This window comes from Hahella sp. HN01, assembly GCF_018986435.1.
Taxonomy (GTDB): Bacteria; Pseudomonadota; Gammaproteobacteria; order Pseudomonadales; family Oleiphilaceae; genus Hahella.
In genome coordinates this window covers 44,702-68,936 of sequence record NZ_JAHMIN010000030.1, presented here as the reverse complement: position 1 = coordinate 68,936, position 24,235 = coordinate 44,702, and the positions used below count along the sequence as shown (strand labels likewise).

The following is a 24,235-nucleotide window of genomic DNA, read 5'->3' as shown; positions in this document are numbered from 1 at the left end:
TTAGAAAATATAGGTGCGCGGACACGACAAAACAGGTTGGCAAATGGAATCGGCGGCGAATTGAGTGCATGACTATGACAGATCAGGACAACAACCCTAATTCCCCAAAGCAGGTGTCACAAAAAATAAAGGACTCAGCACGTCAAATCTGGCTGGCTGGATTGGGCGCCTACAATAAGGCGGAAGAAGACGCTGGCAAAGTATTTGAGAAGTTAGTTCAGGAGGGAGAGGAGTTGGAGAAGAAAACCCGGGGCGTGTTTGAAAAGCAGTTGAAGGCGGTTGAAGACCGGGTGGAGGAGGTGAAAGACAAGGCCAACACCACTTGGGATAAACTGGAGCAGGTCTTTGATCAGAGAGTCTCGCGCGCACTGCACCGTTTGGGGATGCCTACTTACAAAGAGTTTGAGGCGTTGCGTCGGGAAATAGAAGAATTGAAAGCAAAAATCGACGAGCTTGAGAGGTCGAAAAAGAGCGGCGAATAGAGCAAGCAATACTCTTTAAGCCTGTTGTCGGGCGCTAAGTGAGATACTCCCGGCTCATCGTCATCAGCGCCTGCCTTTCTCCGTCGCGCAGGTAAGGCGCCACCAGCGACATCACCTGATATACCCCGTGCGATAAGTCGATATCCTGCGCATCTGCAGGGTGGCGAATGAGGTCGAAACTTGGCCAATAAGTAATGGTCAGGACAATATTGTTGCAAAGCGCCTCCAGTTCTTCGTTGGTGCCGATCAAAATCTCTTGATCGCGAAGACTGGAGCATATCGTCAGGGAGGCATCTGTCTTTTTATGAAGAATTTTTTTAAAGCGGGGGCGGATGCGTTCGTAGCGTTGCAGGATGTTGACCAAGTCTTTGTAGAGGAAACGGTATTCGGCGATTCTTTCAAAGATCAGGTGTAGAAACAGCCATTGATCTTCAATGCTTATCTCCACATTGGGAACATCCAATAACTCCAGCATTTGTTGCTCAAAGCGCGCGAAAAGCTCATGCAGGATTTCGGTCTTGTTCTTGTAATGGTAATAAAGGTTGCCGGGGCTGATATCCAGTTCGTCCGCAATTTGCAGGGTGGTGACGTTGGGCTCGCCGAACCGGTTAAACAGGTCCAGGCTGATGTGGATGATGCGCTCCCTTGTTTTCATGCAACCTTTCTTAGCATCCTGTGGTTTCCAAGTCCCGATAATAATTCACTTTTCGCGTGTGCAAGGCAATTCCGAGCAGTGAAAATCGATAATTATTACCCAAAGTCCATGGGGCGGACGGTGTCACTCCAGGTCAAAGTCAGCCCAAATCGGACAGTGGTCGGAGGCCTTCTCCATACCCCGAATCTCGTAGGATACGCCGGCGTCGACGCAGCGTGCCGCCAGCGGTTGCGTGGCGAGAATCAGGTCGATGCGGAGGCCGCGCTTGGGATCATCCTCGAATCCACGACTGCGGTAGTCGAACCAGCTGTAGCGGTCTTTAACGTCAGGAAAATGCTGACGGAATGTGTCAACAAGGCCCCAGTCCAGTAGACGGTTCAGCCACTCACGTTCTTCAGGCAAGAAACTACACTTTCCGGTTCTTAACCAGCGTTTTCGATTCTCTTCGCCGATACCAATGTCGTTATCCGTATGCGAAACGTTCATATCTCCCATCACCACTATCGGCTGATCCGGTGAGCGTTGTTGCAGGAAGTCTAGCGTTCCGGCGTAAAATCGCTGCTTGTTGGGGAATTTGTCGGGGTGGTTTCTGCTCTCGCCCTGAGGAAAGTAACCGTTGCAGACGACAAGGGTTTGATCGCCAGCGGCGTACTCGCCCACAATCCAGCGTTTATGCGCCTCTTCGCCGTCGCCTTCAAACCCCTTAATGCAACGCAACGCGGGTTGTTTGCTAAGCAGGGCGACGCCGTAGTGGCCCTTCTGGCCATAATATTCCGCTTGGTAGCCCATCTCGTTGATGGCTTCAATCGGAAACAGGTCGTCAATGACTTTGGTTTCCTGCAGACCGATGATGTCCGGCTGATATTGGCTGATAAGTTCTTTCAGCTGATGAAGACGTGAACGTACGCCGTTTACGTTGAATGAGACGATCCGCATGATAAGTACCTACCGGAAAAGGGAATTGTTTCGACATGTTGCGGGCCAATATACCGAACAACGTTGTCTATATGAAGAACCAAATCCTTGCGGTAGACGTATATAAACGAAGCATGTAGGAGCGAAGCTTCTATCCCGTTGGTTGAGTCGTATACGTTTATTGGTATTGGGAGGCTGAAAGTGGAAAACAGCAAACGTCCTCAAATTGGCGTCAGTGCATGTTTGATGGGAGAGCAGGTCAGATTTGACGGTGGGCATAAGAAGTCTTCTCTGCTGACTGACCGGTTGCGAGATGTGTTCGACTTTCAGGCTTTCTGTCCAGAGGTGGCTATCGGCATGGGCATCCCCCGTCGTCCGATTCGCCTGGTAGAACGGGACGGACAAGTGCGAGCGGTAGGTTCGAAAGATGCGGAGCTGGACGTTACAGACAAGTTGGCCTCTTACGCGGTGTCGCTGGAAGAAAGAATCTCCCGTTTGGATGGTTATGTCTTTATGCAGAAGTCGCCGAGCTGCGGAGTCTTCAGAGTGAAACTATATAATGAAAGCAATGACGCCGTTATTGGCGCCAGGGCGGGAATATTTGCAGAGAAAGTGATGCAGGCGCATCCCAATATGCCGATCGAGGAAGCAGGGCGGCTAAATGAACCGGCGTTACTGGAAAACTTCGTGGTGCGAGTGTGTTGTTATCGCGAATGGAAAGATCAAGTACTGGCCTCTCCTTCACCGGAGAAGCTGCAGCTATTTCACCGCAGATATAAGTATTTGCTGATGGCGCATCATCCACAGGATCAAATTCTGTTAGGAAATATTGCCGCGCAAGCCAGATCGGCCTCGATGGAAGGGGCGCTTGAACAATACGAAACTGTTTTGATGCGCTGTCTGACTCATCGAGCGCAACGAAAGAATCACTTTCATGTGCTAACCAATATTTCCAAAGTGTTGCGCAAGACGATGAATGGCTGGCAGAAGCAGGAGTGGGACACCGTGTTGACGGATTACCGCCATGGCGTCATTCCATTGGTGGCCCCATTGACGCTGCTGAAACACTACTGCTCTGCGACGCAGGATGGATTTCTCGCTGAGCAGGTCTATCTGCAACCGTATCCTTCCCATTTAGGGTTGAGGAACGCTATTTGAGTGAAGCCTGTCAGGCTTGTTTTCCATGGGGAGGTTAGCGCCTCCCCGATGCTTCACGGCTTGCGGTAGAAGTGGGCGATGGTTTCGTCTTCAAACTTATGGAAGAAGTTGCTGACTTCGCCAATGCGAACATATTGAGGGCGCGTGCGTTCGGGATCTGAAGGCTTTTGCATGACTTTGATATCTTCGTAAGCCCCTTTGATTTTGGAAAAACGTGCTTTCAGCGCACAGCAGACGACTTGCTCCGGCTTTAAGTCATGGCGTTCAGCCAGCATGGCTTTGATAGATTCCTGATCAATGGTTTCCGTGCTCTCTTGTGTGTGAAGATGATGAGGGCGTACTCGGTTTATCATCATTTGCGAGTAACTTTTCGGCTGCTTTCTGGCGAGCAGTCTGAATTGCTCCCAAAAGTAGTTGTCCGTTAAGTAGCAGAATTCATTGATATCAGTGAGGCAGGATCTCACATACTCTCCCACGTCCGGTTGACCGATGACTTCCTCCATCGCCTGTCGCAACAGCCAGTCAAAGCCTATGGAAGTTTTGTGACCATAAACTTTGCGATACATCTGGTGGCGGGAGTAGACGAAATCTTCCAGCGCGCCCAGACCTTTCGGAGTGATGGCGAGGCCCATCCAGTCGAACTCCGGGTCCCAGCCTACATGCAAGTTCTTCAGCAAGTGATCAAGGTTGAAGCCGCCTATTGTCACTGAAGAATGGAATCCATCTCGCAGCATGTAATCCGCACGATCAGCGTCAATTTCGCCGGAGACGATCAGGCGCAGCAGGCGGACAATATGTCGCTCTGGCTGCTCGGGTGTTTCCGTCGAGCCACTGAGCAGCGGCCAGATTAACTCGGCATGCCGGGCGAACTCCGGTGTCACCGCGCCAGCAGTCGTTTCCATCAGCGCGCTGACGTCAAGGGCGGAAAAGGGCGATTTCTCGTCATTTTGAGAGTGTAGGATTTCCCACGCGCAGCGAACGGAATAGTGCTCATGCTCCAGCTTATCCGGGGGCGCCGGATACAGAGCCGCCATGTCCTTATCGCTGACATGGGCCTGAGCCCACAAACGTTGAAACGGTTCACTGGTTCCCAGCATGGCGGCGATACTGGGGACTTTCGAAAACTGGTGAGAGAAACTACTATGCCCGCAGTCGTGCAACAGGCACGCCAGTCGCGTCAACTTATTGAAAAAATCAATCGACGCCAAGGGCAGGGAAGAGGATTCTTGAGTCATCCTGTGCCTGCGCATGCAGGACTCCATCAATCCTCGGAACATTTTATGTCCGACATGCATGACGCCGATGCTGTGAAGGAAGCGTGAGTGGGTGGCGCCTGGGAATACCAACGAAAGAATGTCGTTTTGACAAATGTGGCGTAAACGTTGGAATAGCGGGTGATCGATGACGCGAACTTCGTGCTCAAATAGCGTGATTGCGCCGTGTACGGGGTCCATTATGAGGCGATCTCTGACGCCCAGAAGATCGTATAAGAACTTATCCATGCTGAATAATTAAGAAATTGGATAGAGAGAAATGCGTATAAAATCTCATAGGGGCAATTAGTATGATAATTCTAATTTTTGACATTATGTTGCAAATGTATCTTGCAGGTCGAGCGGTTGTCCGCTAAAAACAAAGTAACGAGCTACAATAATATTCACTATGCCAGCTGTCGACCTACCCCAGTGTATAAAAATAGCTTAATAAGTAAGTGGCGCATGAGCCATGGCTGATCTAGAGGAAGCTCTTCTCATAATCGACTCCGACGAGGATGTATCCCGTCACATGAAGGAACACCTTACGTCCAGGGGGTTCCATGTGGTGCACTGCGCGTCGGTTAAGTGTTTTACGGATCTCAAAGCGCAGGTCACTCCCGACATCATCATTGGAGACCTCACTTCGGACGACATTAAGTCGTTGTATTCGCTGCTAAAAGACGTTCACCCCAGACCTCCCATTGTCATTCACAGCAAACGCGCTGGCGCGGAAGATATTTTGGGCGCTCTGCGTTCCGGCGCATCTGACTATATCGTCAAGCCTGTAGCGGATGTCGCGGTGTTGGATGAGGCCATTCAACGACAAATCGATCAAGTGCGCGTGTATCGCGAAAACCAGCAGTATCGATATGACCTTGAGCTGGCTAATAAAGAGCTGCGAGCAGGATTGGAGGAGTTGCAGGCGGATCAGCGCGCAGGTCGTCATGTGCAGATGAAAATGCTGCCTGAACGGGAAGTGGAATATGGCGGCATTCAGTTTGATCACTGCATCAAGCCGTCTCTATATCTCAGTGGCGACTTTTTTGATTATTTCCGCTTAAGCGGCGATAAGATTGCATTCTATTTCGCGGACGTCTCCGGTCACGGCGCTTCGTCCGCCTTCGTGACGGTGCTGCTTAAAAATTTGAGCAATCGACTGCAGCGTAATCTGCGTCGCCAGTCCAGCGATGACATATTGTACCCTGACCGCTTTTTGAAGCGGGTCAACGCCGAGTTATTGGATACGGATCTTGGTAAGCATCTCACGATGTTCGCTGGCGTCATCGATCTGCAAACCCGGGTGTTGAGCTATTCCATGGGCGCTCATTTCCCCATGCCGGTGATGTCCGTGAACGGCGTCAGTCGTTATCTGGACGGCAAGGGCCCGCCTGTTGGCCTATTTGATGATCCGGTTTATCCCTTGTACGAAGAGCCGCTGGCGCCGGGATTCTCCCTTGTTATCTGCTCTGATGGCCTGCTTGAGGTGATTAATGCCAAATCACTCGCAGAAAAGGAGCAAGCATTGCTTGAAACCGTGCAGGAGGCGCGTCACACTATACCTGAACTGGAAAAAGCGTTCGGGTTGAGGTGGATTACCGAATTGCCCGATGACATAGCAATCGTGTCTATTATGGAAACGACGGTGTAATTGATGTCAGGGTATAAAATACTCCAGGCGGAAAAGCAGGGTGTTTACGTACTGAAGTTTATCGGAGAAATCCGACTGAATTTGTGTTCTACATTGGACCATTTGATCGACGAGATGAAAGAGGATCAGTCTTTCATTACGGTGGTCATTGATCTTACAGAGACGAGTATTGTCGACAGTACGACGCTCGGGCTCCTCGCAAAGATTGGGATTTTCGCCAAAAAGCACCGCAAAATTTTACCCACTATCGTCTCCACCAACGAGGATATTACTCGCTTGGTGTTGTCGATGGGGTTTGATCAGCTGTTCATTATTGTTGAAAAAGCCGCCACGGACATTGAGCACCTCTCGGAAATTCCGATTCTGCTGGCGTCAGAGCAGGAAGTGCGTGAGAAAGTTCTCGCCGCGCACAAAGTTCTGATGGAGCTGAATGAGAGCAATCGAGCCGCCTTCAAAGATCTGGTGCAGGCACTGGAGTGTGATCAAGGGCCTGCTTCCTCCGTATCATACTGATTCCTATAAATATTGACGCGAGGGCGTTGCTGATAAGCGCCCTTGGTCTCGTCAATACCCTCAAGTATCTCTTCTCGGATTGTCATATCTTTTTTGTATAAGCATCTATAGCTGCGCTTTAATCATGCTGCCTGTACGCTATCTTTTTATGGTGGGGTGAGTGATGTCGTAAAGGGCGGTGGCATATGTTTTCTAAAACTGAAAAGTGTTAGAAAACTTCCACTTGGACGCTTACACTGGCGTTAAATGACAACCTAAACACAGTTAGTTCTATGGAAAAATCACAAAAAGTCACTGTTCTCGGCGGCGGCAGCTTTGGTACTGCACTGGCGAATATTGCGGCGGGTAACGGCTACCCCACGGTTCTGTGGATGCGAGACCAAGAGCGCGCTGCGGAAATGAGCAAGACAGGGGAGAACGCCCGATATCTTCCCGGAGTAAAGCTGAACGAAAATCTAATCTGTACGTCTGACATGGAAGAGGCGGTGGCGAACAGCGACTTGGTCTTGGTGTCCGTGCCGAGCAAATCCTTCGGCGATGTAGTGCGGGATGCTAAGCAGTACGCTAAACCCGGACAATTCTGGCTGAGTACGACCAAGGGAATTGATGAGAAAGGTTTCAAGCTGATGAGCGATATCCTGCGGGAAGAATTGACCGAGCAGGAAATTGGCGTAATCAGTGGCCCCAACCTGGCGAAGGAGATTGGGCAGGAAAGCCTGGCCGCCACTGTGGTCGCCAGCAACAGCGAGCCAGTAAGGACTCTGGTGCAGGATGTCCTGAGCTGTCGTTATTTTCGTGTTTACGCCAATGTGGACATGTATGGCGTAGAGCTGGGCGGCGCATTGAAAAACATATATGCGATCATCGCGGGACTGGCCTCCGCGCTGGAGCTTGGCGAAAACACCAAGGCAATGCTGATTACGCGCAGTCTCGCGGAGATGAGCCGCTTTGCGGTATTCATGGGCGCCAATCCGATGACCTTCCTGGGGTTGGCTGGCGTAGGCGACTTAGTGGTGACCTGTAGCTCGCCTCTCAGTCGCAACTATCGCGTTGGGTTCGCTCTGGGTAAGGGCGAGAAGCTGGAGGATACCGTGGCGGCGCTGGGGGAAGTGGCGGAGGGCGTTAATACCACGCGTCTGGTGCGGGACAAATCCCGGGAGCTGGGTGTGGAGATGCCTTTGGTGGAGGGGCTTTATAAGATTATTTATGAGCATTTCCCCATTAAACAGGTGGTTTCCCAGCTTATGCTGCGGGAGCAAAACAGTGATGTTGAGTTTGTATTGCCGCGCTCGGAAGCCAATTGAGGGATTCTTTCATGCGAACCTGTTTTCTTATGCGTCACGGTGAAGCGGAAATGCGAGCGCCCTCGGACAGTCTGCGCGAGTTGACTGCCTATGGCCGCACGCGTACGCGAGAAGTCGCGGAGCGACTGGCTAGTCACCATGACGGCGAGTTGACCCTATTACACAGCCCTTATGTGCGTGCTACCCAGACTGCTGAAATAGTGGGTGAGGTATTTTCCCGAATCACGTCGGTGCATGTTATGGAATTGGCGACTCCAGATGATGACCCCAGAGCGTGCCTAGCGGCATTGGAGTCTTTCGCGAGTCAGAATCTGATTCTGGTTACTCATATGCCGCTGGTGGCGGCGCTTGCTGCGTTGCTGGAGCATGGCGGGACTTTCCCTTCTACAGGGTTCCAGACCAGCGAAATTCGTGAATACGAAATGCCGGTCTGGGGGCTGGGATGTGCGATGGAAAAAAGCCGAATTTATTGAGCTAGCAGCTCTTTCAGCACCCGAGCGGCGGTTTCCAGATCTTTTTTCCTGGTATAGAAATGAGGGGAGAAACGAATGCCGCCGCCACGGGATGCGCAAATAACGTTTTTATCCATCAGCTGCTGGTGAAGCTCAGGCATACTGCGTCCCTGGATAGTAAAGGTAAGGATGCCGGCGCAACGATCTGTATCGTTGGGCGTAATGAACTCGATGCCGTCGATGTCAGATAACAGCGCTTTCAATGTGGCGACATTGGCGCTGATTTTTCCGTAAACTTCTTCAATACCCACTTCCGCCAGCAACGCCAGACTGGCTTCCAAGGCGAAAATTCCCAGCATGTTAGGGCTGCCGCACTCGAAGCGGGTAGCGTTGGGCGCTGGTTCCCATGTGTCTTTGCTGTAGTCGCCCCGGTCTTTCACCATGTGCCAGCCGTATTGGGTAAGTTGCAAGCTTTCAAGGCGCTGTTTGTTAACGTAAAAAACGCCAAGTCCTTCTGGACCTAACATCCACTTATGGCCGTCCGCCATTAAGAAATCGATATTGTCCCGCTGCACATCGGTGGGGCAAACTCCCAGGCTTTGAATGGCGTCTACGCAGAACAGGATGTTTCTACGCTTCAGCTCCGCACCCAGAGAGGTCAGCTCCATTTTCAGGCCTGTGCCGTATTGCACGGAACTGATGGATACGAGACGCGTCTTGTCAGAAAGGGCGTTTAGTACGGCCTGTTCTGGCGTTTCGGCTTGCATCAGTTTGGCTTGCACAACGCGGACGCCAAATTTTTCCTGTAGGGATTCCCATACAATGCGATTGGAGGGGAACTCTTGATCGGAAATCACCACTTCATCGCCTGCTTTCCAGTCCAGGCCATAGGCAACGAAAGACAGCGCCTCAGAGGTGTTTTTGACTAGAGCGATTTCGTTGATGCTTTCGGCGTTGACCAGGTCTTTGAGCAACAAACGCAAAGAGCGCTCTTTCTTAAGCCACTCAGGATAGTGGGTGGCGCCGGTCTTGAGGTTTTCCCTGGCGAAGGTTTCGATGGCGGCTACGGCGCGCGAAGGCCAGGGGGCGACTGCTGCGTGGTTGAGGTAGGTGATGGACTCGTCCAGAGGAAATTCATCGGCGACCAGACGGTCAAAAGAGGCGTTGTCTAAAGGCATGGGTAATATCCGCGTTTTGTCGCCGTAGCGGCGACGTTTATTCCGTTATAATGGGCGTCTTTAAAGTGAGGACTCTAGTATGGGGGCTATCCCGATTCAATACGTAGAACCTGTTTTCAGGCCCCCCAGTGAGGCGGGATCGCTGATATTGCAGGTCACCAACGGTTGTTCCTGGAATAATTGTGTCTTTTGCGAAATGTACACTTCTGAGCAGAAAAAATTCAAAGCAAAGCAAGAAGATATCGTACTCCAGGAAATTATCAAAGTAGCCCAAACTGCGCCTCATGTACGCAGAGTTTTCCTTGCTGACGGCGACGCCATGGTGCTTTCGACCCGTCGTCTGAAGCAGATACTACAGTGGCTGAATCAATACTTTCCTGATTTGCAGCGAGTGTCTTCATACTGCCTGCCAAGGAATATCAAGAAAAAGAGCGTGGAGGAACTGGCTGAATTAAAAGCGCTTGGCCTGGATTTGTTATACGTCGGCGCGGAATCAGGCGACGATTTGGTCCTGGCCAAAGTTATGAAAGGCGAAACCCGGGAAAGCACAGTAGACGCCTTACTGAAAATAAAACAAGCGGGGCTGCGTAGTTCGGTAATGATATTAAATGGCTTGGGCGGACGTCGTTATGCGGAGCAACATGCTCTCAACAGCGCCAGATTGGTGAATGAAGCGCAGCCCGATTACCTCTCCACGTTAGTCGTTTCCTTTCCGCTGGGGGAAGCGCGGCTGCGGGCGAGCTTCGATGACTTTGATATGCCGACTCAGCAAGAGTTGTTCAGAGAAGTCAGGACCTTTCTCGCCGCTACCGAACTGAACAAGACCATCTTTCGCAGCGACCATGCCTCCAACTATCTAGTGCTTAAAGGCGTGCTCGGAAAAGACAAAGAGAAGTTGTTGCAACAGGTGGATATGGCTATTAATCATCCAGAGCAGATACGCCTGCGTCAGGAGTGGCAGCGTGGCCTGTAATATTCCGGTGTTAACGGGCGTTATATGGATGCAAGCAGGAGTTCAATTTTGAGTGATCAACATTCCCCAATACGTTCCGCCGCGGAACTGTCAGAGCAATTAGCTGCGATCTCTGGCGCCAAGCGGCCTCCAGTCGAATCCTGGAATCCTTCCGTGGAGGTTAGCGTTGATATCAAAATTCAACGTGACGGCAAGTGGTTCTACCAGGGTAATCCTATTGAGCGCACGGCGTTGCTAAAGCTATTCGCCAGCGTCCTCAGGAAAGAGGGGGGTGATTACTTTCTGGTCACGCCAGTGGAAAAAGCCAGAATAGAAGTGGAAGACGCCCCTTTTGTCATCACGGCAATGGAGCGTTATAAAAACGACGCGGACCAGCCTTGCATCATGCTCACAACCAATCTGGACGAAAGCGTCTTGGTTTCCGCAGAGCGCCCAATCAGAGTACATATTGACCCTGTCACCGAAGAACCATCCCCCTACGTTCTAATCCGCTCGGGAATGGAGGCGTTAATTGGACGTAACGTGTTTTACCAGCTGGCTGATTTGGCTGAAGAGCGTGTTATTGATGGTGTGGAGGCGTATGGGGTGGAGAGTGCTGGGGAGTTTTTTAAGCTTGGTTAGCAAAACCTGGCGCTACAGCATCATTACCAGTCTTAACAATTCCCCCACTCAAGCCACAGAATCCGACCCACCCTTGGCCTCCAGTAATCCCGGTTTGATCAGCGAGTAGTAACGGTATTGGCCGGGGCTGGATTTTTTGGCTTCGTACATGGCTTCGTCGGCGTAGCGGAGCAGGGTGGTTTCGTCGTCGGCGTCGTCCGGGTAGATGGCGATGCCGATGCTGGGGGAGGTGTGGATATGGACGCCGCCGAGGACGTAGGGGCGCGACAGGCTGATGACGACGCTTTTGGCGAGGCGGGCGGAGTTGTTGAGGTTCTTGTGGTCAAGGGCGACGATGACGAATTCGTCTCCGCCCAGGCGGGAAATCAGATCAGACTCGCGACAGATGCTTTTCAGGCGAAATGCGACTTCTTTTAATAGTGCGTCGCCGGCGTCATGGCCGTATGTATCGTTGACCGCTTTGAAACGGTCCAGATCCAGATAGAGCAGCGCCAGCTTGCGTTTGCGGCGACGGGCCATGGCGAGTTCCTGAAACAAGTAGGCGGTCAGAAAGCGCCGATTGGCGAGTCCTGTCAGCGAGTCATGAGTGGCGAAATATTCCGCCTGACGCTGTGCGGTCATCTCTGAAATAAGCAGTGCGGCGCCAGCGGGGCCGCTCTGTTCATCTTCGAAGAGAGGCAGGCAGGCGGCGAGGAAGTGTCTCTCTACCTCATTCGCCTTGCCCCCGATCACGGCTTCGGCGTTGTAGGAAGGGGTTCCTGATAGCAGTGTTTGTGAAAGCGGCGTTTCAAATTGCCCCAGAAGTTCCGACGCAAGCTCAGTGACCGTACGTCCGTGCACAACGGTATTTTGCAGCCCGCTCCACTCAGCGAGTTTCACATTCATGCGCAGGCAGTGCATGCTCTGGTCGACAATGACGATACCAATAGGCGCGCCTTCATAAAGCATATCCAATTCCGCATATTGGCGTTGCAATGCCGTTTCCCTGGACTTCAACTGCTGCATCATGTCGCCCAATGCATCGCTCAAAAGGTGGATTTCCTGGGGCGCTGATTGCTGCATGCGAAAGGCGATCAGACGCGCGCCGTCCTTGATCTGACGGGCGGAAGCCGCGAGAGATTTCAACGGACGGGAGATTTGCTCGGCTATGCCCCAGCCGACCAGGGCGAATGCCGCGGCGATGATCGCTCCCCACCGCCAGATAACCGTACGTAGCTGGCGGATCGGCTCTAGCGCGGTGTCCGCCTGCTGACGCGCCACCACGGTCCACCCCAGGCCTTTGAAACTGCGAAAGCCTTTGGTGTCGGCGAACCCTGTGAGATAGCGTTCGCTGTCTGGCCATTGAATCAACCCAATCGCGTTGGCTCTAAGCGAATCAGGCAAATGGATGTCCAGGGCGAGCAGGGAGTCTGGCCCCAGGATGACGCGGTTTTGCTGGGAGACAACCAATAACTCGAATTTTTGGCTCTGGTGACGCAAGACGTTCGCCGCCAGCTCCGAGGCCCAATCCCAGCTCACATAGGCGCCCAGCACGCCGATGACCAACCCTTGTCCGTTGCGGACTGGGGCGGCTATCTCAATGAAATTGGAAAGCTTTGTCGTGAAGCCGGGATTATTGATGGCGTCCTGTCGCAGGCTGCGAATGTCGCCCACATAAGGACCGGCTTCTCCACCCAGCCACCAGGACTGACTCGCGACATTCAGCCCTTCCATCAAACCATTGGTGGCTTGCAATACGTCGCCGTTTTCGTCGGTGAATCCGATCCAGGCGTAATATTCCTGGGTTCTTTTCAGCGCCTCCAGAATATTGCGGCGTTCCTCCTCCTGGCCTTCCCGCAAATGGCGCATGGTGGGAAGACTGGAGACGTTGATGATATCCCGCAGCCTTGCGTATATCCCCCGATCAAGGTCTTCGGCCAGTTGCGACGCGGCGCCGATAAACTGGCGATCCAGTTCTTTTTGCAGGCGGTGAGAAGCTTCATAGTCGACAATAGCGCTCACCACGGCGGTCGTCGCGATGACCACCCCGGCGAAGCTGAGGGAGAGCAGGGTCCTTAACCTTAAGCTCATTGCGGACATCCTGGCCACAAGGGGAGAGTTCTTTAGGTGTAGATGAGCGGACTTAAAACTGCAAGACGGAAGCTGTGGCGTAAGAAAATATATTTTGCGCCAGGCAACCCTGGTGATTAAACCTTAAAGGCTCCAGTCCTTGACCAGACGGCCTTCGTCAAGTTCCACCACCATCACTCTGCCGTCATCGCTAAACAGGGCCAGCTGTTTGGGGAAGAACTTCATGTTTACTGGCGCAAAGCCCTCTACATGAATGGACAGGCAGAGCTGGCGGATAAGTCGGCCTTGTCTTGCATACAGGCGAAATTTGCGGCCGCCGCCGGGACTTTGGGTTTCCACCGCCAGCCAGTCATCCTGCAGCAGCGCATGGGCTATTTTATCCGTTGGCGGCAGCGCTAATGGTTCTCCACGATGATCGCCCTCAAGGAGCGATAAATACTCCGCTCCATTGTCGCCCTGATCCGTGAAAAGGCCGGCGATGACGCCATCTGGCCCCATCGCCAGAGGGCGGCATTGGCGAATGATCGTTTTGCTGACCGGGTCGCGTGCGCGCAGGAAAAAGTGCGGTAACCGATAGCGCCACAACTCGAAGGCGTCTCCAGAGCTTTGCACCAGCATTGTCAGCGCCTGGGGCGTTCGATTGAGCGCAACGACATGGCCTGGCAGGTCGGAAATGCTCCATAACGCACTTCTTTGAGAACTCAATACATCCAGCGACCACAGGCTGGTCCCTTCTGCGGCGATCCATTGTCCGCCATCGAAGCTGGTGGCGATGCGTTCAGCTTTAAGTTCCAGCCAGCGGCGCACGCTGCGTCCGGCGAGATCAAAATATTGCGCTTTGATAAAGCTTTCATTGCGGTCCAGCACCAGCGCGCGATTGCCATGATCCGAACCCACCAGCGCGCGTGCGCCGACGGACCAGCTATGAACGCAGTGGCCCCGGGCGTCATACATAAACAAGCCGGCGTCGCCGCGAGCGACAAGAAGGCCGCCATTATGCAGGGGGCAGATGTCCAGGATGGCTGCGCCGTCGCCTTTGGCAAGGCTGTATTCCAGAGGCGAGGCGCGAACATGCAGTGGTTCTCCGGCTCCATGATGAGCTGCGCCCAGGGCGAGCGCGTTTATCTCATGACTCAGTAATGGATCGGCCGCTACGCCGAGAAGTCGCTGCAGCGAACGCTTATCGTACTTCGCATGCCCTGCGTTCAGCTCTTTGAGCAGGGCGCGAACCGCTGTTTTCGCCGCCAGCTGCACGCCTTCCTGTTTGGCGTCCGCGCCATTGCTGACGCTTAACTCCTGAATGAGGGCGTAGCGGACATTGGCGTATTCAGCTCGATCATCAGACAGTATTCGCTGCACTTCCCGTAGATAAGCTTGAGCGTTCGTTTGATGTCCTGTCTTCAGGTAATAGATCAATAGTTTCGCTGCGTTATCGCCGCCTTCGGAAACAGCCCGGTTGATCCACTCAATCACCTCGTCGCGCTTATCCTCCAACGGCCAGGCGAGCGTCACCGCCTCATGGAAGGCGCCTTCCGCGGCTTGTTGGCTGGCGAATTCCCAGCGCATTCGGGCGGCTTCTTCCGGCGCGTGTCGATGTAGCAGGTCGAGGACGGCTCTGTAGCATTCTGTCTGTCTGACAATGGCGATGGCGCGGGCCGTATCCCCGGCCAGGAGCCATTGCCGCACGACCCGGGCGGGGAAAAGTTGTTGTCCTTCCGCCAGTTCAGCCGCCAGTTTGAACCTGCCGTGCTTTTCCAGATAGTCCACCGCTCTCTCGTATTTGCGCAACAGATCCGCCAGTACGAACGCCGCTTCTTCTATTTTGCCGGCGGCGTCCAGCCGTTTGAACGCCTGCTCGTAGGTTCGCTCCAACAGGCTCATGGACTCATCTTGCACGTAAATGGAGCCGCCGCTGCTTTGTCGGTGGGTGCTCAGGGAGAGATCCTGGCGGGCGTCGGGCGAGCCAAAAGCAGGGCGTTCCGTGTTCCTATCGAAGGCGTCTCTTATATCCCCCAGTGGTATCGCATTTTTCAGCGCCTCTTCCAGTAACCCTTGCTCAAACAGTTCCATCATCTTATGCAGGTGCTGAGCCTGTCTTCTGCCAAGGAGAGCGCCCATGCGGGTGGTCATGAGATACATGGACACCGCATCGCGCATTCGCGACCATGGCGTGCTGGGCTTGCGCGCTTGACCTGACGCCGCCCCGGACCCATTGTCTCCAGACGGTCTGAATAATCCGGATAGCGCGGCGCGAACCAAACCGGTAAGCGTCGGGCCGGCGTTTGCTCCAGACTGCATCTGCTTTAGCGCGTTAAGAGTCTCCTGTTGCGCTTGCGACGCTTCTAAGCCGGCTTCTTTGAATACCTGGCGGACATTGCTTTCGACATGCTGGATGGCGGCCTCAGGCGGGCTGATTTCCCCCAGCGGCTCTACCGTCAGAACCTGGTAGCGGTTAATGGCGATAAACTCGGACGGATCGCGCAGCTTCTCCTTGTGTAAAGAGTGCCTGGTCAAATCGCCGGCATGCTGCCGCAGCAACCACTGTAAAGCTCCGTCTGGCGCAAATTGGCCGTCATACAGGGGAGTGGTCGACAGTGTGTCGCCATAACGCACCAGCGCGTAACCGCTTATCTGTTGGCAGTCCAGTTCTCGTGGCCGTGGCCAAACCAGCGCCCAACATTCGTCAAGCTCATAAAGAAAGGAGCCCGGAATCCAGTTTTGCAGAATCTGGCGCTTCAGTTTGTCGAGACTCGTGTCATTGCTTCCGAGTTCCAGCAAGAGGCCCTGGCAGTCCAGAACGCCTTGGTGCAGCAGCTTTTTCGCTTTCATTAACGCTCTCCGCCTGAATCCGAAAAAGCCTCTGATGCGGCGTCAATGGGCAGGCGCAGAAGTTCTTCCTGTTTCAGGATGGCGTAGACGACATAGTCCCCGTTGTCTTCAATGTAATGAAGATAGGGCAGGTGTGGATTGATCATCATATGCGACATTTTGCGCGTATTCTTCATGACTAAAAAAACGTGGGCGTCCTGGCGTGCAGTGACTTTGGTTCCGCACGGCTCCAGCACAATCAGGCTGGGTCTGGACTGACGCACATACCCTCCCAGCTCTTCCGCTGCCGGCGCGAATGAGACGATACCGACCACGGTCCCATCCGTCGCGGCGATGTCAATGGTTTCGTTCACCGAGGCGGCCGAGATCTTCCAGGTATTCTCAGCATATTGATACGCCATGGCGGGAACGCCCTGTACAGAGCCATGAGATCCAGTATGGAAGAAAACACTGGGTTCCGATTGCAGTTCAGTAGGAAATTGCTTCTCCTTCAGGGGGGCGCTTTCTCCACTCATGGAGCCATAGACGACCAGGTTCGGCTTGCGCCAGACCGCTCGGAATAAACGTTTGCCATAAGCGCTAAGATATAGAACGTTTTCGTCTTTGCGCTGAAACTCCGCATCGTCGGCGTCCCAGTTCATATATAGCAACCGACCTTCGGCGTCTTTCACCCAAAGTTGGCGCTGCTCCTTGGCGGTGGGCGTGAAAAACAAGGGGTTTGGCGGCCTTCCCGGCGGCTGGGGCGAAATATTCTTGTCGCCGGGACGGGCTAGAGTTTCCTGGCAGCCAGGAAAACGGTGAAGATAGGACTTTTGTCCCGAGACGAGAATAGCGCTAAGACGCTTTTTGCTGAGGGACAAAGCCAGTAATTGTTGGCTCTTTGGCCAAGCCAGCGTTTTCACTCCTCCTGGGTTTTCGCGGGAAGAGCTGGGAATAGACATGGCGACAACTTTGTTGGCTCCCTGGAAAAACGCCAGTTTGCGACCGTTCTGGCTGAATGCCGCAAACCCGGTGATAGCCTCTTGCTGAGTCGATTCCGGCGTCGCTTTGTTCCGGCTGAATGGATTGCGCAACAGACGCAGGCCGATATCTTGTTCCGGCAGAGGGAGGGTGAGCGTTTWGGCGGAGGCAAGTGGGTCGCCGGGTGGTTTACTGGAACTGGCGGATGCTGATGGCAGGCTGACCTGAAGCGACGCCGGGGCGCCAATTGCGACGTTTTCCTCAATCAGGATAGATCGGGAATGGGGCAGGGAGGCTGGCGTCTGGCCGCCAACGAGCCACAATTCTGAATACTCCAGTTCTTGCAAGCGCTGCTTCCAGGCGGAGATGTGTTCCGTCGTTACTGGCTGCGGGTAGCGCGAACGCAGCAGTTTCATGACCGCGTTTTCGTCCGCCTGTTCGCTCAATTGCAGTTTGTCGTCCTGCAGCATCCCCCAGCGCAGAGTGCGTTTTTGCTGGGCCGTTCGGCGCAGAAAAAGGATAAACAGGGCCAGATGCGCAAGTCGCGGCGCGCCCAATTGCATGGGGCCGGCGTCAAAAAGCAGGATGGTGCTTTGGTCGTTACGGGATGTCTTTTGCGCTTGCGCCAAAAACAAATGCTCGCCCATCGCCGCTCTGCGCATGAACTCATGGGGTAGCGCTTGGCGACCGTCCATTCACTAAGCAGCAGGCGTTGGTAATCCGCCTCTCTGGACACGCCTGCGTAGCCGTCCGGCTCGTGCTCGCCCGACAGTGCGCTCAGTCGCGCGGGGCCAAACAGTGTGGCCAGCTTTTGCTGTGTCGTGTTCAGGTAGTCTCCGAGATCATCCTGAAACAACTGCAGCAGAACAGACCATTTTTCGGCGCCTTTATTAAGTCGCATGGCGTTTCAATACGTCCTGAATAGTGTGCGCGTCCAGTGGCAAGGCTTCCCGCAGGGGAATCAACGTCTTGTGCTCTGGATCAATGGCGAAATCGCCAGAACCGGCGTGACGACGCACGGCTTGTTGTAAAAGATCCGGGGGCGTCATCGGCTGTAAGTAAGTCGGCCACCACAGGTTAGGGCTGGATGGGGCGCGACCAAGATAAATAACGCCTGGAATCCAGGGTAGGTCTGACTCTTCGCCAAGAATAACGAGGCAGGACGCGGCGGCGACACCCATTAGCGCCGCCTGGCGCGCCGGCTCCAGTTGCAGGAGTGCGCGCAGACAGTCGGCTCTGTGTTCTTCGCGCGCAAGCAACCCGCCAGGTTGCATTGGCTGCTCGCTTCGCCTCCACTCGATCTCAATCATTCTCCCTGCGGCGCCTCATGCTGAGTCAACGCTTCCTGCAGACGTTGGCGCAGATTGGAGAGGCGCTCGGGCAGGGCGTCCGGCGCAAAGCCTGCGTCGATTTCCCGCCCCAGTGCTTCGAAGCGACTACGGCGTTCATGAGAGGCTTCTTCCTGTAACAATGCCTCCGCTTTCTCCGCCAATCGCGCGGCGCGAGCGGCTGGGCTGTTGGCGGCGGCCTCCGCGGCGGCGGACAGAGCGTCATTTTCACAATGGCGCAAGGCGTCGCTAAGAATTTCGCGGGCGCTTTCCTGATTCTCCCGGGTCGGGACGGCGTACAGCAACGGCCACAGGTCTGCTTCAGTGGGCTGGCTTCGACCCGCCAGCGTGGCGGCGGCGCTGATCAGACCTTGGGCTTTGACCACTCTGCGGTCAGACAATTGAATGCCTTCCTTGCGCAACAGGCGCACGCACTTCGCCAACAAAGGTTGAACCAGGGACATGTCCGCCTGCCGCGCCTGTTCGGCCAGAGTATCCAGTAGCTTTATTTCGCAACTCTTGACCGGAGGATGGGTCGCCGCCCACCAGCCCTGGCGTAGCAACTCTTCCAGCTGCGCATCCGCCACGGGCTCCACAAAACAATGCACCAGGAAACGGTCGGCGAAAGCAGCGAGCGTTTCATCTTCCGGTAAGTGGTTAGAGGCGGCCACGCAGATACGCAGCGGACAATCTATTTGCGTATGCCCACGCTTGAAGCGTCTCTCGTTGAGAACCCCAAGCAAGGTGTTTAGAATTGCCGTCGATCCGAGGAAGACCTCATCCAGGAACGCAATTTCCGCTTCCGGCAACATGCCGTCAGTGGCGGTTTCCACGACGCCTTCGGACAGTTTACGAATATCTACAGGCCCGAAAATTTCACTGGGTTCGGTGAAGCGTCCCAGCAGATATTCAAAGTATTTTCCTCCCAGCGCCTGGGAAATCCGGCGTACGGCGGCGCTCTTGGCGGTGCCGGGAGGACCGATTATCAGCAGGTGCTCCCGCGCCACGGCGGAAAGAAGAATGAGGTCAACGATCGTTTCGCGCTCAACCAGCCCTTGGGTGGCTTCTTTTACGGCTTGGCGCACTGCCGAGAGGGTGTTTGATACTTCCATAGTAATAAGTTGCTTGCCAATGTGGAGGGGCTTCTGAAGAATAACGGGGTGGCCGCGCAACTCGTTGTGAAAACGAGAGTTTGTAACAAATAGGGCGCGCAGCGGCCCGCCACAAAATGATAGCCGGCGCGTCGGTGAAGTCAAACGATAATACGACAGGGCGCATAAGGGTTCGATAGTAAAGTCAGGGATCGCAAAGAGTGAAATTAAAGGTAACGTTTCAAACCAATACCGGACTGCAACGAGAGCACAATGAAGACACTGTGCTGATCTGCGGTCAGGTTATTAATCAATCTATGCCGGAGCCCGTCACCCGGTATTTTGAAACCGCAGGAGCGGAAAGCTGGGCCGTGTCGGACGGTCTTGGCGGTCATGCCTGCGGCGCGTTAGCCAGCTATACGCTGTGCTCCACTCTGGCGGCGTGCAATCTCAGCGCTGCGCCGGATTTACAAAGCGTACTGGACCGATGTCAGTCCCGTCTGGCGGAGCTGATGCATAATCGTCCCGAGACCCACGGACTGGGCGCCACTCTGGCGGGCGTCTACGAGCAAGAGGGCGCGCTGCATGCGTTCAATATTGGAGATTCGCGCATTTATCATTGGCAATTCGGGTACTTACGTCAGGTCAGTATTGACGATGTGTTCGGATACGACGATGATGACCCACCTGAATTAACCGGGCTGGACGGTCACAAACTGATCGCCGCCCTGGGAGTAGAGCCGGTTAACAATGCTCCCTTCGCCCACTACCGCCCGATTCGATTCGGCGTCACTGACAGATTACTGATCTGCACCGACGGGGTGACGGATATCATCTCCGCCTCTGAATTTGAGGCCAACATGATGTCCGGCGACACAGAGCAGGTTGGCGACTGGCTGAGCGCTCGTATCAAAGCTGGCGGAGCGCATGACAATTTTTCGTTTATTCTTATAGAAAGACTGGATGATTGAATCCGGTGTGTGCGACCTGTCCCGGGAGACGCCATGTCGTCATGCCCGGGATTGTGTTTTGGTGTTCATGCGGCTTGCGCTTAAACAGCGGCCGTTGACGTACGTTTTACTCAGAGGTCTGACGGAGTGGTGCAGTGACTGAGGATTCTCGCCCTTCACAGGATAGCTTGGACGAAGTGGTGGATCCCACTCAACCGCAACAGGACTGTGAACCGACGGTAGTAGCGCCGGGGATGGAGCCGACTCAACTGGCGCAGGCGCGATCCGCCGAGGAAGACGCTGCGCAGGAGGATGAGCCCACCGAGCCGCAATTGCGCACGGAGCCCCAGGAGCGGACCGAACCGCAGCCTGAAGCGGCCCCGGAAACCAAAGTGGTGCCGCAGCCCGCGACGGCGGTGTCGTCAAACACCTCGCGACGCACAGACAATACCGCCACCGGTAAAGCTTCCACCTGGGGGGTGATCCCTCCGGCGATTCTGCAGAATTATGATCTGGTGGAATGGCTGACCACCATCGGCGCGGAAGCCACCGTCGGCATAGTCACCCGTCACGACAACGGCGAAGACTGCATTCTTAAATTGTACAACCCGAATATGCGCCCCAAGGACGAAGTGGTGCGTTATCTGTTGGGGAATCAGGGCAAGCACCATATTGTTAACCTGATAGAAGCTCAGTTTTGTATGAGCACCCATCGCTTCTTCGAAGTGATGGAATTTGTACAGGCCGGAACCTTAAAAACCTACCTGAAATCTCTCAGCGGCCCCATGTCGCTGACCATGGTGCACAAGTTGCTGGCGCAATTGCATGACGCACTGACCCGTCTGCATGAACACTCCATCGTCCACCGGGATTTAAAACCTGACAACATCCTGCTGCGCACCACCTCGCCTTTGGATATCTGTCTGGTGGACTTTGGTATTTCCTCCATGATGAATACCGAAAGCAACCGCACCACGATCTCCCGCACCGAGCGCTATGCGGCGCCGGAGGCCAGCACGGGTCTCAAATCCGCCGCTCTGGACTGGTGGTCGGTGGGCATGATCATCATGGAGTGTTTGCGCGGCAAGGGCGTTTTCGAGCAAATCGACCACGAAACGGTGGTGGACTATAAGATCCTGCATGACATCGATGTGAGCGGCGTCGCCGACGTGCGCTGGCGTCTGTTATGCGCAGGCCTGCTGACTCGTAACAATGAGCTGCGTTGGGGAACGGAGCAAATTGGCCGCTGGCTGGCTGGCGACAACGACATTCCTGTGTATCGGGACCTGGAGCCGGTAAAGGCGCGGCGTGTGTCCGCACGCGGCAAGGTGCCGGAAGGGGCTTTCCGAATTGGTCTGCATGATTGCATGACGTTGGAGGAAGTCGGCAAGGCGCTACAATCGGAGTGGGACGTTAACCCTCTGGTGGACAAGGTGTTGGCCAAGCAGTTGGAAAACTGGTTTTCCTCACAGGATAACCTGGAGGCGGCGCAACGGGTGCGTCACTTCGCCCAGGAAAGCAGCGATCCCAACCTGCGTCTGTTCAAGTTCATCAGTTATCTGAATCCCAGTCTCAAGGCCAAATTTAAAGAACTGGAGCTGACCCGGGAAGGACTGCAGGCGTTTCTCGGGCAAGGCGCCAAGAACCTGACCCGCAGCAACCTGGAAACCCTGACCGGGGCCTATCGTCACAATTTATTGGAGCAGGCGGGCAAGACGCAACGAGACGTCACCCTGCGCCAGTACGCCCACAATTGGCAGCGGGAAGTTATCGCTTATCTGACGTCTCTGAAGGGACTGCGGCAGCAGAGCGGAACCGAGACGCTGATGCCGAGAGTGGAAGCCAATCCGCTGTTGAATATCCCGCTGAAGTTCGCCGAAATGGGGTCTTTCACCCAGCCTGGCGCGTTCGAAAAAATGCCCGGCATGGCCTTCATGGCCCATGTGCTGGAGGCGATACTCAAGCACCAGTCTCCCGCCGAGATTATGGCGCAGGTTTCCATTGAGCGTTTCCGGGAGGCCTCTCAGGTCAAGTGGTTCGGACGTATCTATCGGGCGGAGCCGACCAGTATCGCCGAGGCCAGATTCATCCTTGATCTGCTGCCGATGGCGGAAGCGCAACTGGCGGACGAGCGGGAAGAGAAGCGTCGCTACAAGCGCGCATTGATTGAACGTGTTATTTTCGGCTCGCTGTGGGCCGCCATGTCCACCGGCTTCATCCTGTTCACCTTACGCAATCACGCCTCCTACCTGCAGGCGGAAAAAGGGCTGGTGTTCGGCCTGATGTTCAGCGTACTGCTGGGCTGCATTCCGTTCCGCCCGAAATATCTGTTGCTGCACGGGCTGAGTTTGAGCGCATTGGTGTGCGGGCTGGCCCTGGTGGAAGGATCTCCCGTGGATCTCTCTTCGGTGGGAGATATGTTGTCCTCCATCAAACGGCTGGGGACAAATCTTGCCGGACCCATGCAGTATCTTATTACCCTGGCGTTGGGCGGCTTCGTGGCGGGCATCGGCATTCGGCAGGTGTTCGCCAAAGCGCCGGACGGACGTTTCGGACAACGTCTGGCGAGAGTGGCCGGGTTAGGCTCGGCTGGGGGAATTTTAGCCGTAATAGTGCTAATTCCTTCTCCAATCGCTACAATAACCGGCCTTGGCGGCCCGGCGCCCGCCAATGGAACAGTGACGCAGGACCTCAGTCCCAGCCTCAGTCTGTTCCTCTATCAGCATTACAGTAGTTGGGTGAAGGCCGAAAGCAATACATTTACTCTGCAAAAACGCCTCAAAGTGAACGAAGATTTACGAGAGCGTTTTGGTAGCCGTTACGAGCAGGATGTTCAGAAGACGCGTGCGCAGCTCAATGTTGCGCAGGATCAGGCGGCGCAGAGTTTAGGGGAATACAAAACAGCTTTGGCGAACGCATGCGATCAGAATCTGAGCGCAGAGAAGTTTACCCGTCATTTAAAGGACAACGGAGTGACAACCGCAAATCTATCCGATCAGCCTGTTACCCGCCTGCTGCTGGATCATCTCGGCCAATGCATTTCCACTGCTGAGGCTGGAGACGACGAATTGAAAGATCAATTGAACGCAATCTTGAATTAAACGACTAGCTATAAGGATTAGTAACGATGAAGAAATTAAGCCTCCTTATCCTCGCAGGCGCACTGGCTACTACCGGTTGCCAGCAACAAAACGCCAAGCCGCAGAATGCGGACCAGAAAGCAGATCAGCAAACCGCTCAATCCACCAGCGACCAGCGCACCCAAACCGTGACTGAAGGCGCGGTGACCGGCGCGGCTTTGGGCGCAGTGACTGGCGCTCTGGTGGATAAGGACAAACGCGGACGCGGCGCACTGGTCGGCGCAGCGGCGGGTGGTCTATTGGGCGGTCTGCTGGGCAGCCACGTGCAGGATCAGCGTGAAGAAGCCATCTCCCAGGAAGATACTCTGGACGTGATGATCGCCAAGTCCACCGCACAGCGCGAGTACGCACTGGACACCAGAAACAATCTGCAGAAAGAAATCGAGTCCATCGAAAAAGAAATCGCTCAAGTCAAAAAGACCAAAGTGTCCAACCAGAACAAAAAGCTGGTGTACGCCAAGCAGAATGAGCGTCTGCAAAAAGTCTCCGCAGAAAACGCCGGCCAGATCGAAGTGTTGGAAGACTACCATCAGCACCTGGTGACCAAGTTCGACGCCATGCTGGCTGAAAACCCTGCGCCGACGCCTGAAAAAGACGCGCTGCAGAAAGAAATCGTCGCACTGACTGACGCTATCCGCTCCATGCGCGTGCAGGAAGAGCAGCTGGCGGCTATCCAGCAGAACCTGATCTAATCTCAGGCCGGACAAGGAGA

Annotated in this window: 20 protein-coding genes; 11 read left to right on the top strand and 9 right to left on the bottom strand. The window is 54.5% G+C overall.

Annotated features, from left to right (window positions below; all coding sequences use genetic code 11):
* Nucleotides 1-68: 68 nt before the first annotated feature.
* The gene (locus KP814_RS24205; protein ID WP_216739190.1) at nt 69-482 is read left to right on the top strand and encodes a phasin family protein; all 414 of its coding nucleotides are present in this window, start codon (nt 69-71) and stop codon (nt 480-482) included.
* A 34-nt stretch (nt 483-516) separates the two neighbouring features.
* Here the strand turns inward: KP814_RS24205 and KP814_RS24200 are convergent, their stop codons facing one another.
* Entirely contained in the window at nt 517-1,137 is a 621-nt protein-coding gene (locus KP814_RS24200; RefSeq protein WP_216739189.1) for a TetR/AcrR family transcriptional regulator, read from the bottom strand.
* Between the two features lie 123 nt (nt 1,138-1,260).
* Entirely contained in the window at nt 1,261-2,073 is an 813-nt protein-coding gene (xthA, locus tag KP814_RS24195) for an exodeoxyribonuclease III (protein WP_216739188.1), read from the bottom strand.
* A 180-nt stretch (nt 2,074-2,253) separates the two neighbouring features.
* Between xthA and KP814_RS24190 the strand changes: the two genes are divergently transcribed.
* Nucleotides 2,254-3,210, top strand: a complete 957-nt coding sequence (locus KP814_RS24190; RefSeq protein ID WP_216739187.1) for a DUF523 and DUF1722 domain-containing protein — start codon at nt 2,254-2,256, stop codon at nt 3,208-3,210.
* Nucleotides 3,211-3,263: 53 nt separating this feature from the next.
* Here KP814_RS24190 and KP814_RS24185 read toward each other — a convergent pair whose 3' ends face one another.
* Nucleotides 3,264-4,712, bottom strand: a complete 1,449-nt coding sequence (locus tag KP814_RS24185; protein WP_253938610.1) for an HD domain-containing protein — start codon at nt 4,710-4,712, stop codon at nt 3,264-3,266.
* A gap of 223 nt (nt 4,713-4,935) precedes the next feature.
* Here KP814_RS24185 and KP814_RS24180 point away from each other — a divergent pair, with 223 nt between their 5' ends.
* The 4 genes from KP814_RS24180 to sixA all read left to right on the top strand — a co-directional run bounded on the left by KP814_RS24180 (nt 4,936) and on the right by sixA (nt 8,404).
* Complete coding sequence (locus KP814_RS24180; RefSeq protein ID WP_216739186.1) at nt 4,936-6,114, top strand: SpoIIE family protein phosphatase; 1,179 nt, start codon at nt 4,936-4,938, stop codon at nt 6,112-6,114.
* Nucleotides 6,115-6,117: 3 nt separating this feature from the next.
* Nucleotides 6,118-6,627 (top strand): STAS domain-containing protein, encoded by a 510-nt coding sequence (locus KP814_RS24175; RefSeq protein ID WP_216739185.1) that lies wholly within the window; start codon nt 6,118-6,120, stop codon nt 6,625-6,627.
* Between the two features lie 272 nt (nt 6,628-6,899).
* Entirely contained in the window at nt 6,900-7,931 is a 1,032-nt protein-coding gene (locus KP814_RS24170; protein WP_216739184.1) for an NAD(P)H-dependent glycerol-3-phosphate dehydrogenase, read from the top strand.
* An 11-nt stretch (nt 7,932-7,942) separates the two neighbouring features.
* Entirely contained in the window at nt 7,943-8,404 is a 462-nt protein-coding gene (gene sixA / locus KP814_RS24165; protein ID WP_216739183.1) for a phosphohistidine phosphatase SixA, read from the top strand.
* Here the strand turns inward: sixA and KP814_RS24160 are convergent.
* Nucleotides 8,398-9,561 (bottom strand): aminotransferase class V-fold PLP-dependent enzyme, encoded by a 1,164-nt coding sequence (locus KP814_RS24160; RefSeq protein WP_216739182.1) that lies wholly within the window; start codon nt 9,559-9,561, stop codon nt 8,398-8,400. The genes sixA and KP814_RS24160 overlap by 7 nt on opposite strands.
* Before the next feature lie 79 nt (nt 9,562-9,640).
* Here KP814_RS24160 and KP814_RS24155 point away from each other — a divergent pair, with 79 nt between their 5' ends.
* A complete protein-coding gene (locus tag KP814_RS24155) occupies nt 9,641-10,534 on the top strand; it encodes a radical SAM protein (protein ID WP_216739181.1) in 894 nt (297 codons plus the stop codon).
* A 48-nt stretch (nt 10,535-10,582) separates the two neighbouring features.
* A complete protein-coding gene (locus tag KP814_RS24150) occupies nt 10,583-11,155 on the top strand; it encodes a DUF1285 domain-containing protein (protein ID WP_216739180.1) in 573 nt (190 codons plus the stop codon).
* 48 nt (nt 11,156-11,203) lie between these two features.
* Here the strand turns inward: KP814_RS24150 and KP814_RS24145 are convergent, their stop codons facing one another.
* The 5 genes from KP814_RS24145 to KP814_RS24125 form a co-directional block, all read right to left on the bottom strand.
* On the bottom strand, nt 11,204-13,225 hold the full coding sequence (locus KP814_RS24145; RefSeq protein ID WP_216739179.1) for a diguanylate cyclase domain-containing protein: 2,022 nt from the start codon (nt 13,223-13,225) through the stop codon (nt 11,204-11,206).
* A gap of 123 nt (nt 13,226-13,348) precedes the next feature.
* Nucleotides 13,349-16,054 (bottom strand): bpX6 domain-containing protein, encoded by a 2,706-nt coding sequence (locus KP814_RS24140; RefSeq protein WP_216739178.1) that lies wholly within the window; start codon nt 16,052-16,054, stop codon nt 13,349-13,351.
* Nucleotides 16,054-17,709 carry a hypothetical protein gene (locus tag KP814_RS24135; protein WP_216739177.1) on the bottom strand — a complete coding sequence of 552 codons (1,656 nt, stop codon included), beginning with the start codon at nt 17,707-17,709 and terminating at the stop codon, nt 16,054-16,056. Before KP814_RS24135 ends, KP814_RS24140 begins: the two co-directional genes overlap by 1 nt.
* Nucleotides 17,710-17,904: 195 nt before the next feature.
* Entirely contained in the window at nt 17,905-18,324 is a 420-nt protein-coding gene (locus KP814_RS24130) for a hypothetical protein (protein ID WP_216739176.1), read from the bottom strand.
* Nucleotides 18,321-19,454, bottom strand: a complete 1,134-nt coding sequence (locus tag KP814_RS24125) for an AAA family ATPase (protein WP_216739175.1) — start codon at nt 19,452-19,454, stop codon at nt 18,321-18,323. The genes KP814_RS24130 and KP814_RS24125 overlap by 4 nt, the downstream gene beginning before the upstream one ends.
* Before the next feature lie 200 nt (nt 19,455-19,654).
* Here KP814_RS24125 and KP814_RS24120 point away from each other — a divergent pair, with 200 nt between their 5' ends.
* The 3 genes from KP814_RS24120 (at nt 19,655) to KP814_RS24110 (ending at nt 24,215) form a co-directional block, all read left to right on the top strand.
* Complete coding sequence (locus KP814_RS24120; protein ID WP_216739174.1) at nt 19,655-20,404, top strand: protein phosphatase 2C domain-containing protein; 750 nt, start codon at nt 19,655-19,657, stop codon at nt 20,402-20,404.
* 134 nt (nt 20,405-20,538) lie between these two features.
* On the top strand, nt 20,539-23,484 hold the full coding sequence (locus KP814_RS24115) for a protein kinase (protein ID WP_216739173.1): 2,946 nt from the start codon (nt 20,539-20,541) through the stop codon (nt 23,482-23,484).
* Nucleotides 23,485-23,510: 26 nt separating this feature from the next.
* On the top strand, nt 23,511-24,215 hold the full coding sequence (locus KP814_RS24110; protein WP_127971371.1) for a glycine zipper domain-containing protein: 705 nt from the start codon (nt 23,511-23,513) through the stop codon (nt 24,213-24,215).
* Nucleotides 24,216-24,235 lie beyond the last annotated feature (20 nt).

What these genes read in the sequence shown, in the direction of transcription:
- KP814_RS24205 (WP_216739190.1), top strand. Translation starts at nt 69, where the DNA reads ATGACTATGACAGATCAGGACAACAACCCTAATTCCCCAAAGCAGGTG.
- KP814_RS24200 (WP_216739189.1), bottom strand. Translation starts at nt 1,137, where the DNA reads ATGAAAACAAGGGAGCGCATCATCCACATCAGCCTGGACCTGTTTAAC.
- xthA (WP_216739188.1), bottom strand. Translation starts at nt 2,073, where the DNA reads ATGCGGATCGTCTCATTCAACGTAAACGGCGTACGTTCACGTCTTCAT.
- KP814_RS24185 (WP_253938610.1), bottom strand. Translation starts at nt 4,712, where the DNA reads ATGGATAAGTTCTTATACGATCTTCTGGGCGTCAGAGATCGCCTCATA.
- KP814_RS24180 (WP_216739186.1), top strand. Translation starts at nt 4,936, where the DNA reads ATGGCTGATCTAGAGGAAGCTCTTCTCATAATCGACTCCGACGAGGAT.
- KP814_RS24175 (WP_216739185.1), top strand. Translation starts at nt 6,118, where the DNA reads ATGTCAGGGTATAAAATACTCCAGGCGGAAAAGCAGGGTGTTTACGTA.
- KP814_RS24170 (WP_216739184.1), top strand. Translation starts at nt 6,900, where the DNA reads ATGGAAAAATCACAAAAAGTCACTGTTCTCGGCGGCGGCAGCTTTGGT.
- sixA (WP_216739183.1), top strand. Translation starts at nt 7,943, where the DNA reads ATGCGAACCTGTTTTCTTATGCGTCACGGTGAAGCGGAAATGCGAGCG.
- KP814_RS24160 (WP_216739182.1), bottom strand. Translation starts at nt 9,561, where the DNA reads ATGCCTTTAGACAACGCCTCTTTTGACCGTCTGGTCGCCGATGAATTT.
- KP814_RS24155 (WP_216739181.1), top strand. Translation starts at nt 9,641, where the DNA reads ATGGGGGCTATCCCGATTCAATACGTAGAACCTGTTTTCAGGCCCCCC.
- KP814_RS24145 (WP_216739179.1), bottom strand. Translation starts at nt 13,225, where the DNA reads ATGAGCTTAAGGTTAAGGACCCTGCTCTCCCTCAGCTTCGCCGGGGTG.
- KP814_RS24140 (WP_216739178.1), bottom strand. Translation starts at nt 16,054, where the DNA reads ATGAAAGCGAAAAAGCTGCTGCACCAAGGCGTTCTGGACTGCCAGGGC.
- KP814_RS24130 (WP_216739176.1), bottom strand. Translation starts at nt 18,324, where the DNA reads ATGATTGAGATCGAGTGGAGGCGAAGCGAGCAGCCAATGCAACCTGGC.
- KP814_RS24125 (WP_216739175.1), bottom strand. Translation starts at nt 19,454, where the DNA reads ATGGAAGTATCAAACACCCTCTCGGCAGTGCGCCAAGCCGTAAAAGAA.
- KP814_RS24110 (WP_127971371.1), top strand. Translation starts at nt 23,511, where the DNA reads ATGAAGAAATTAAGCCTCCTTATCCTCGCAGGCGCACTGGCTACTACC.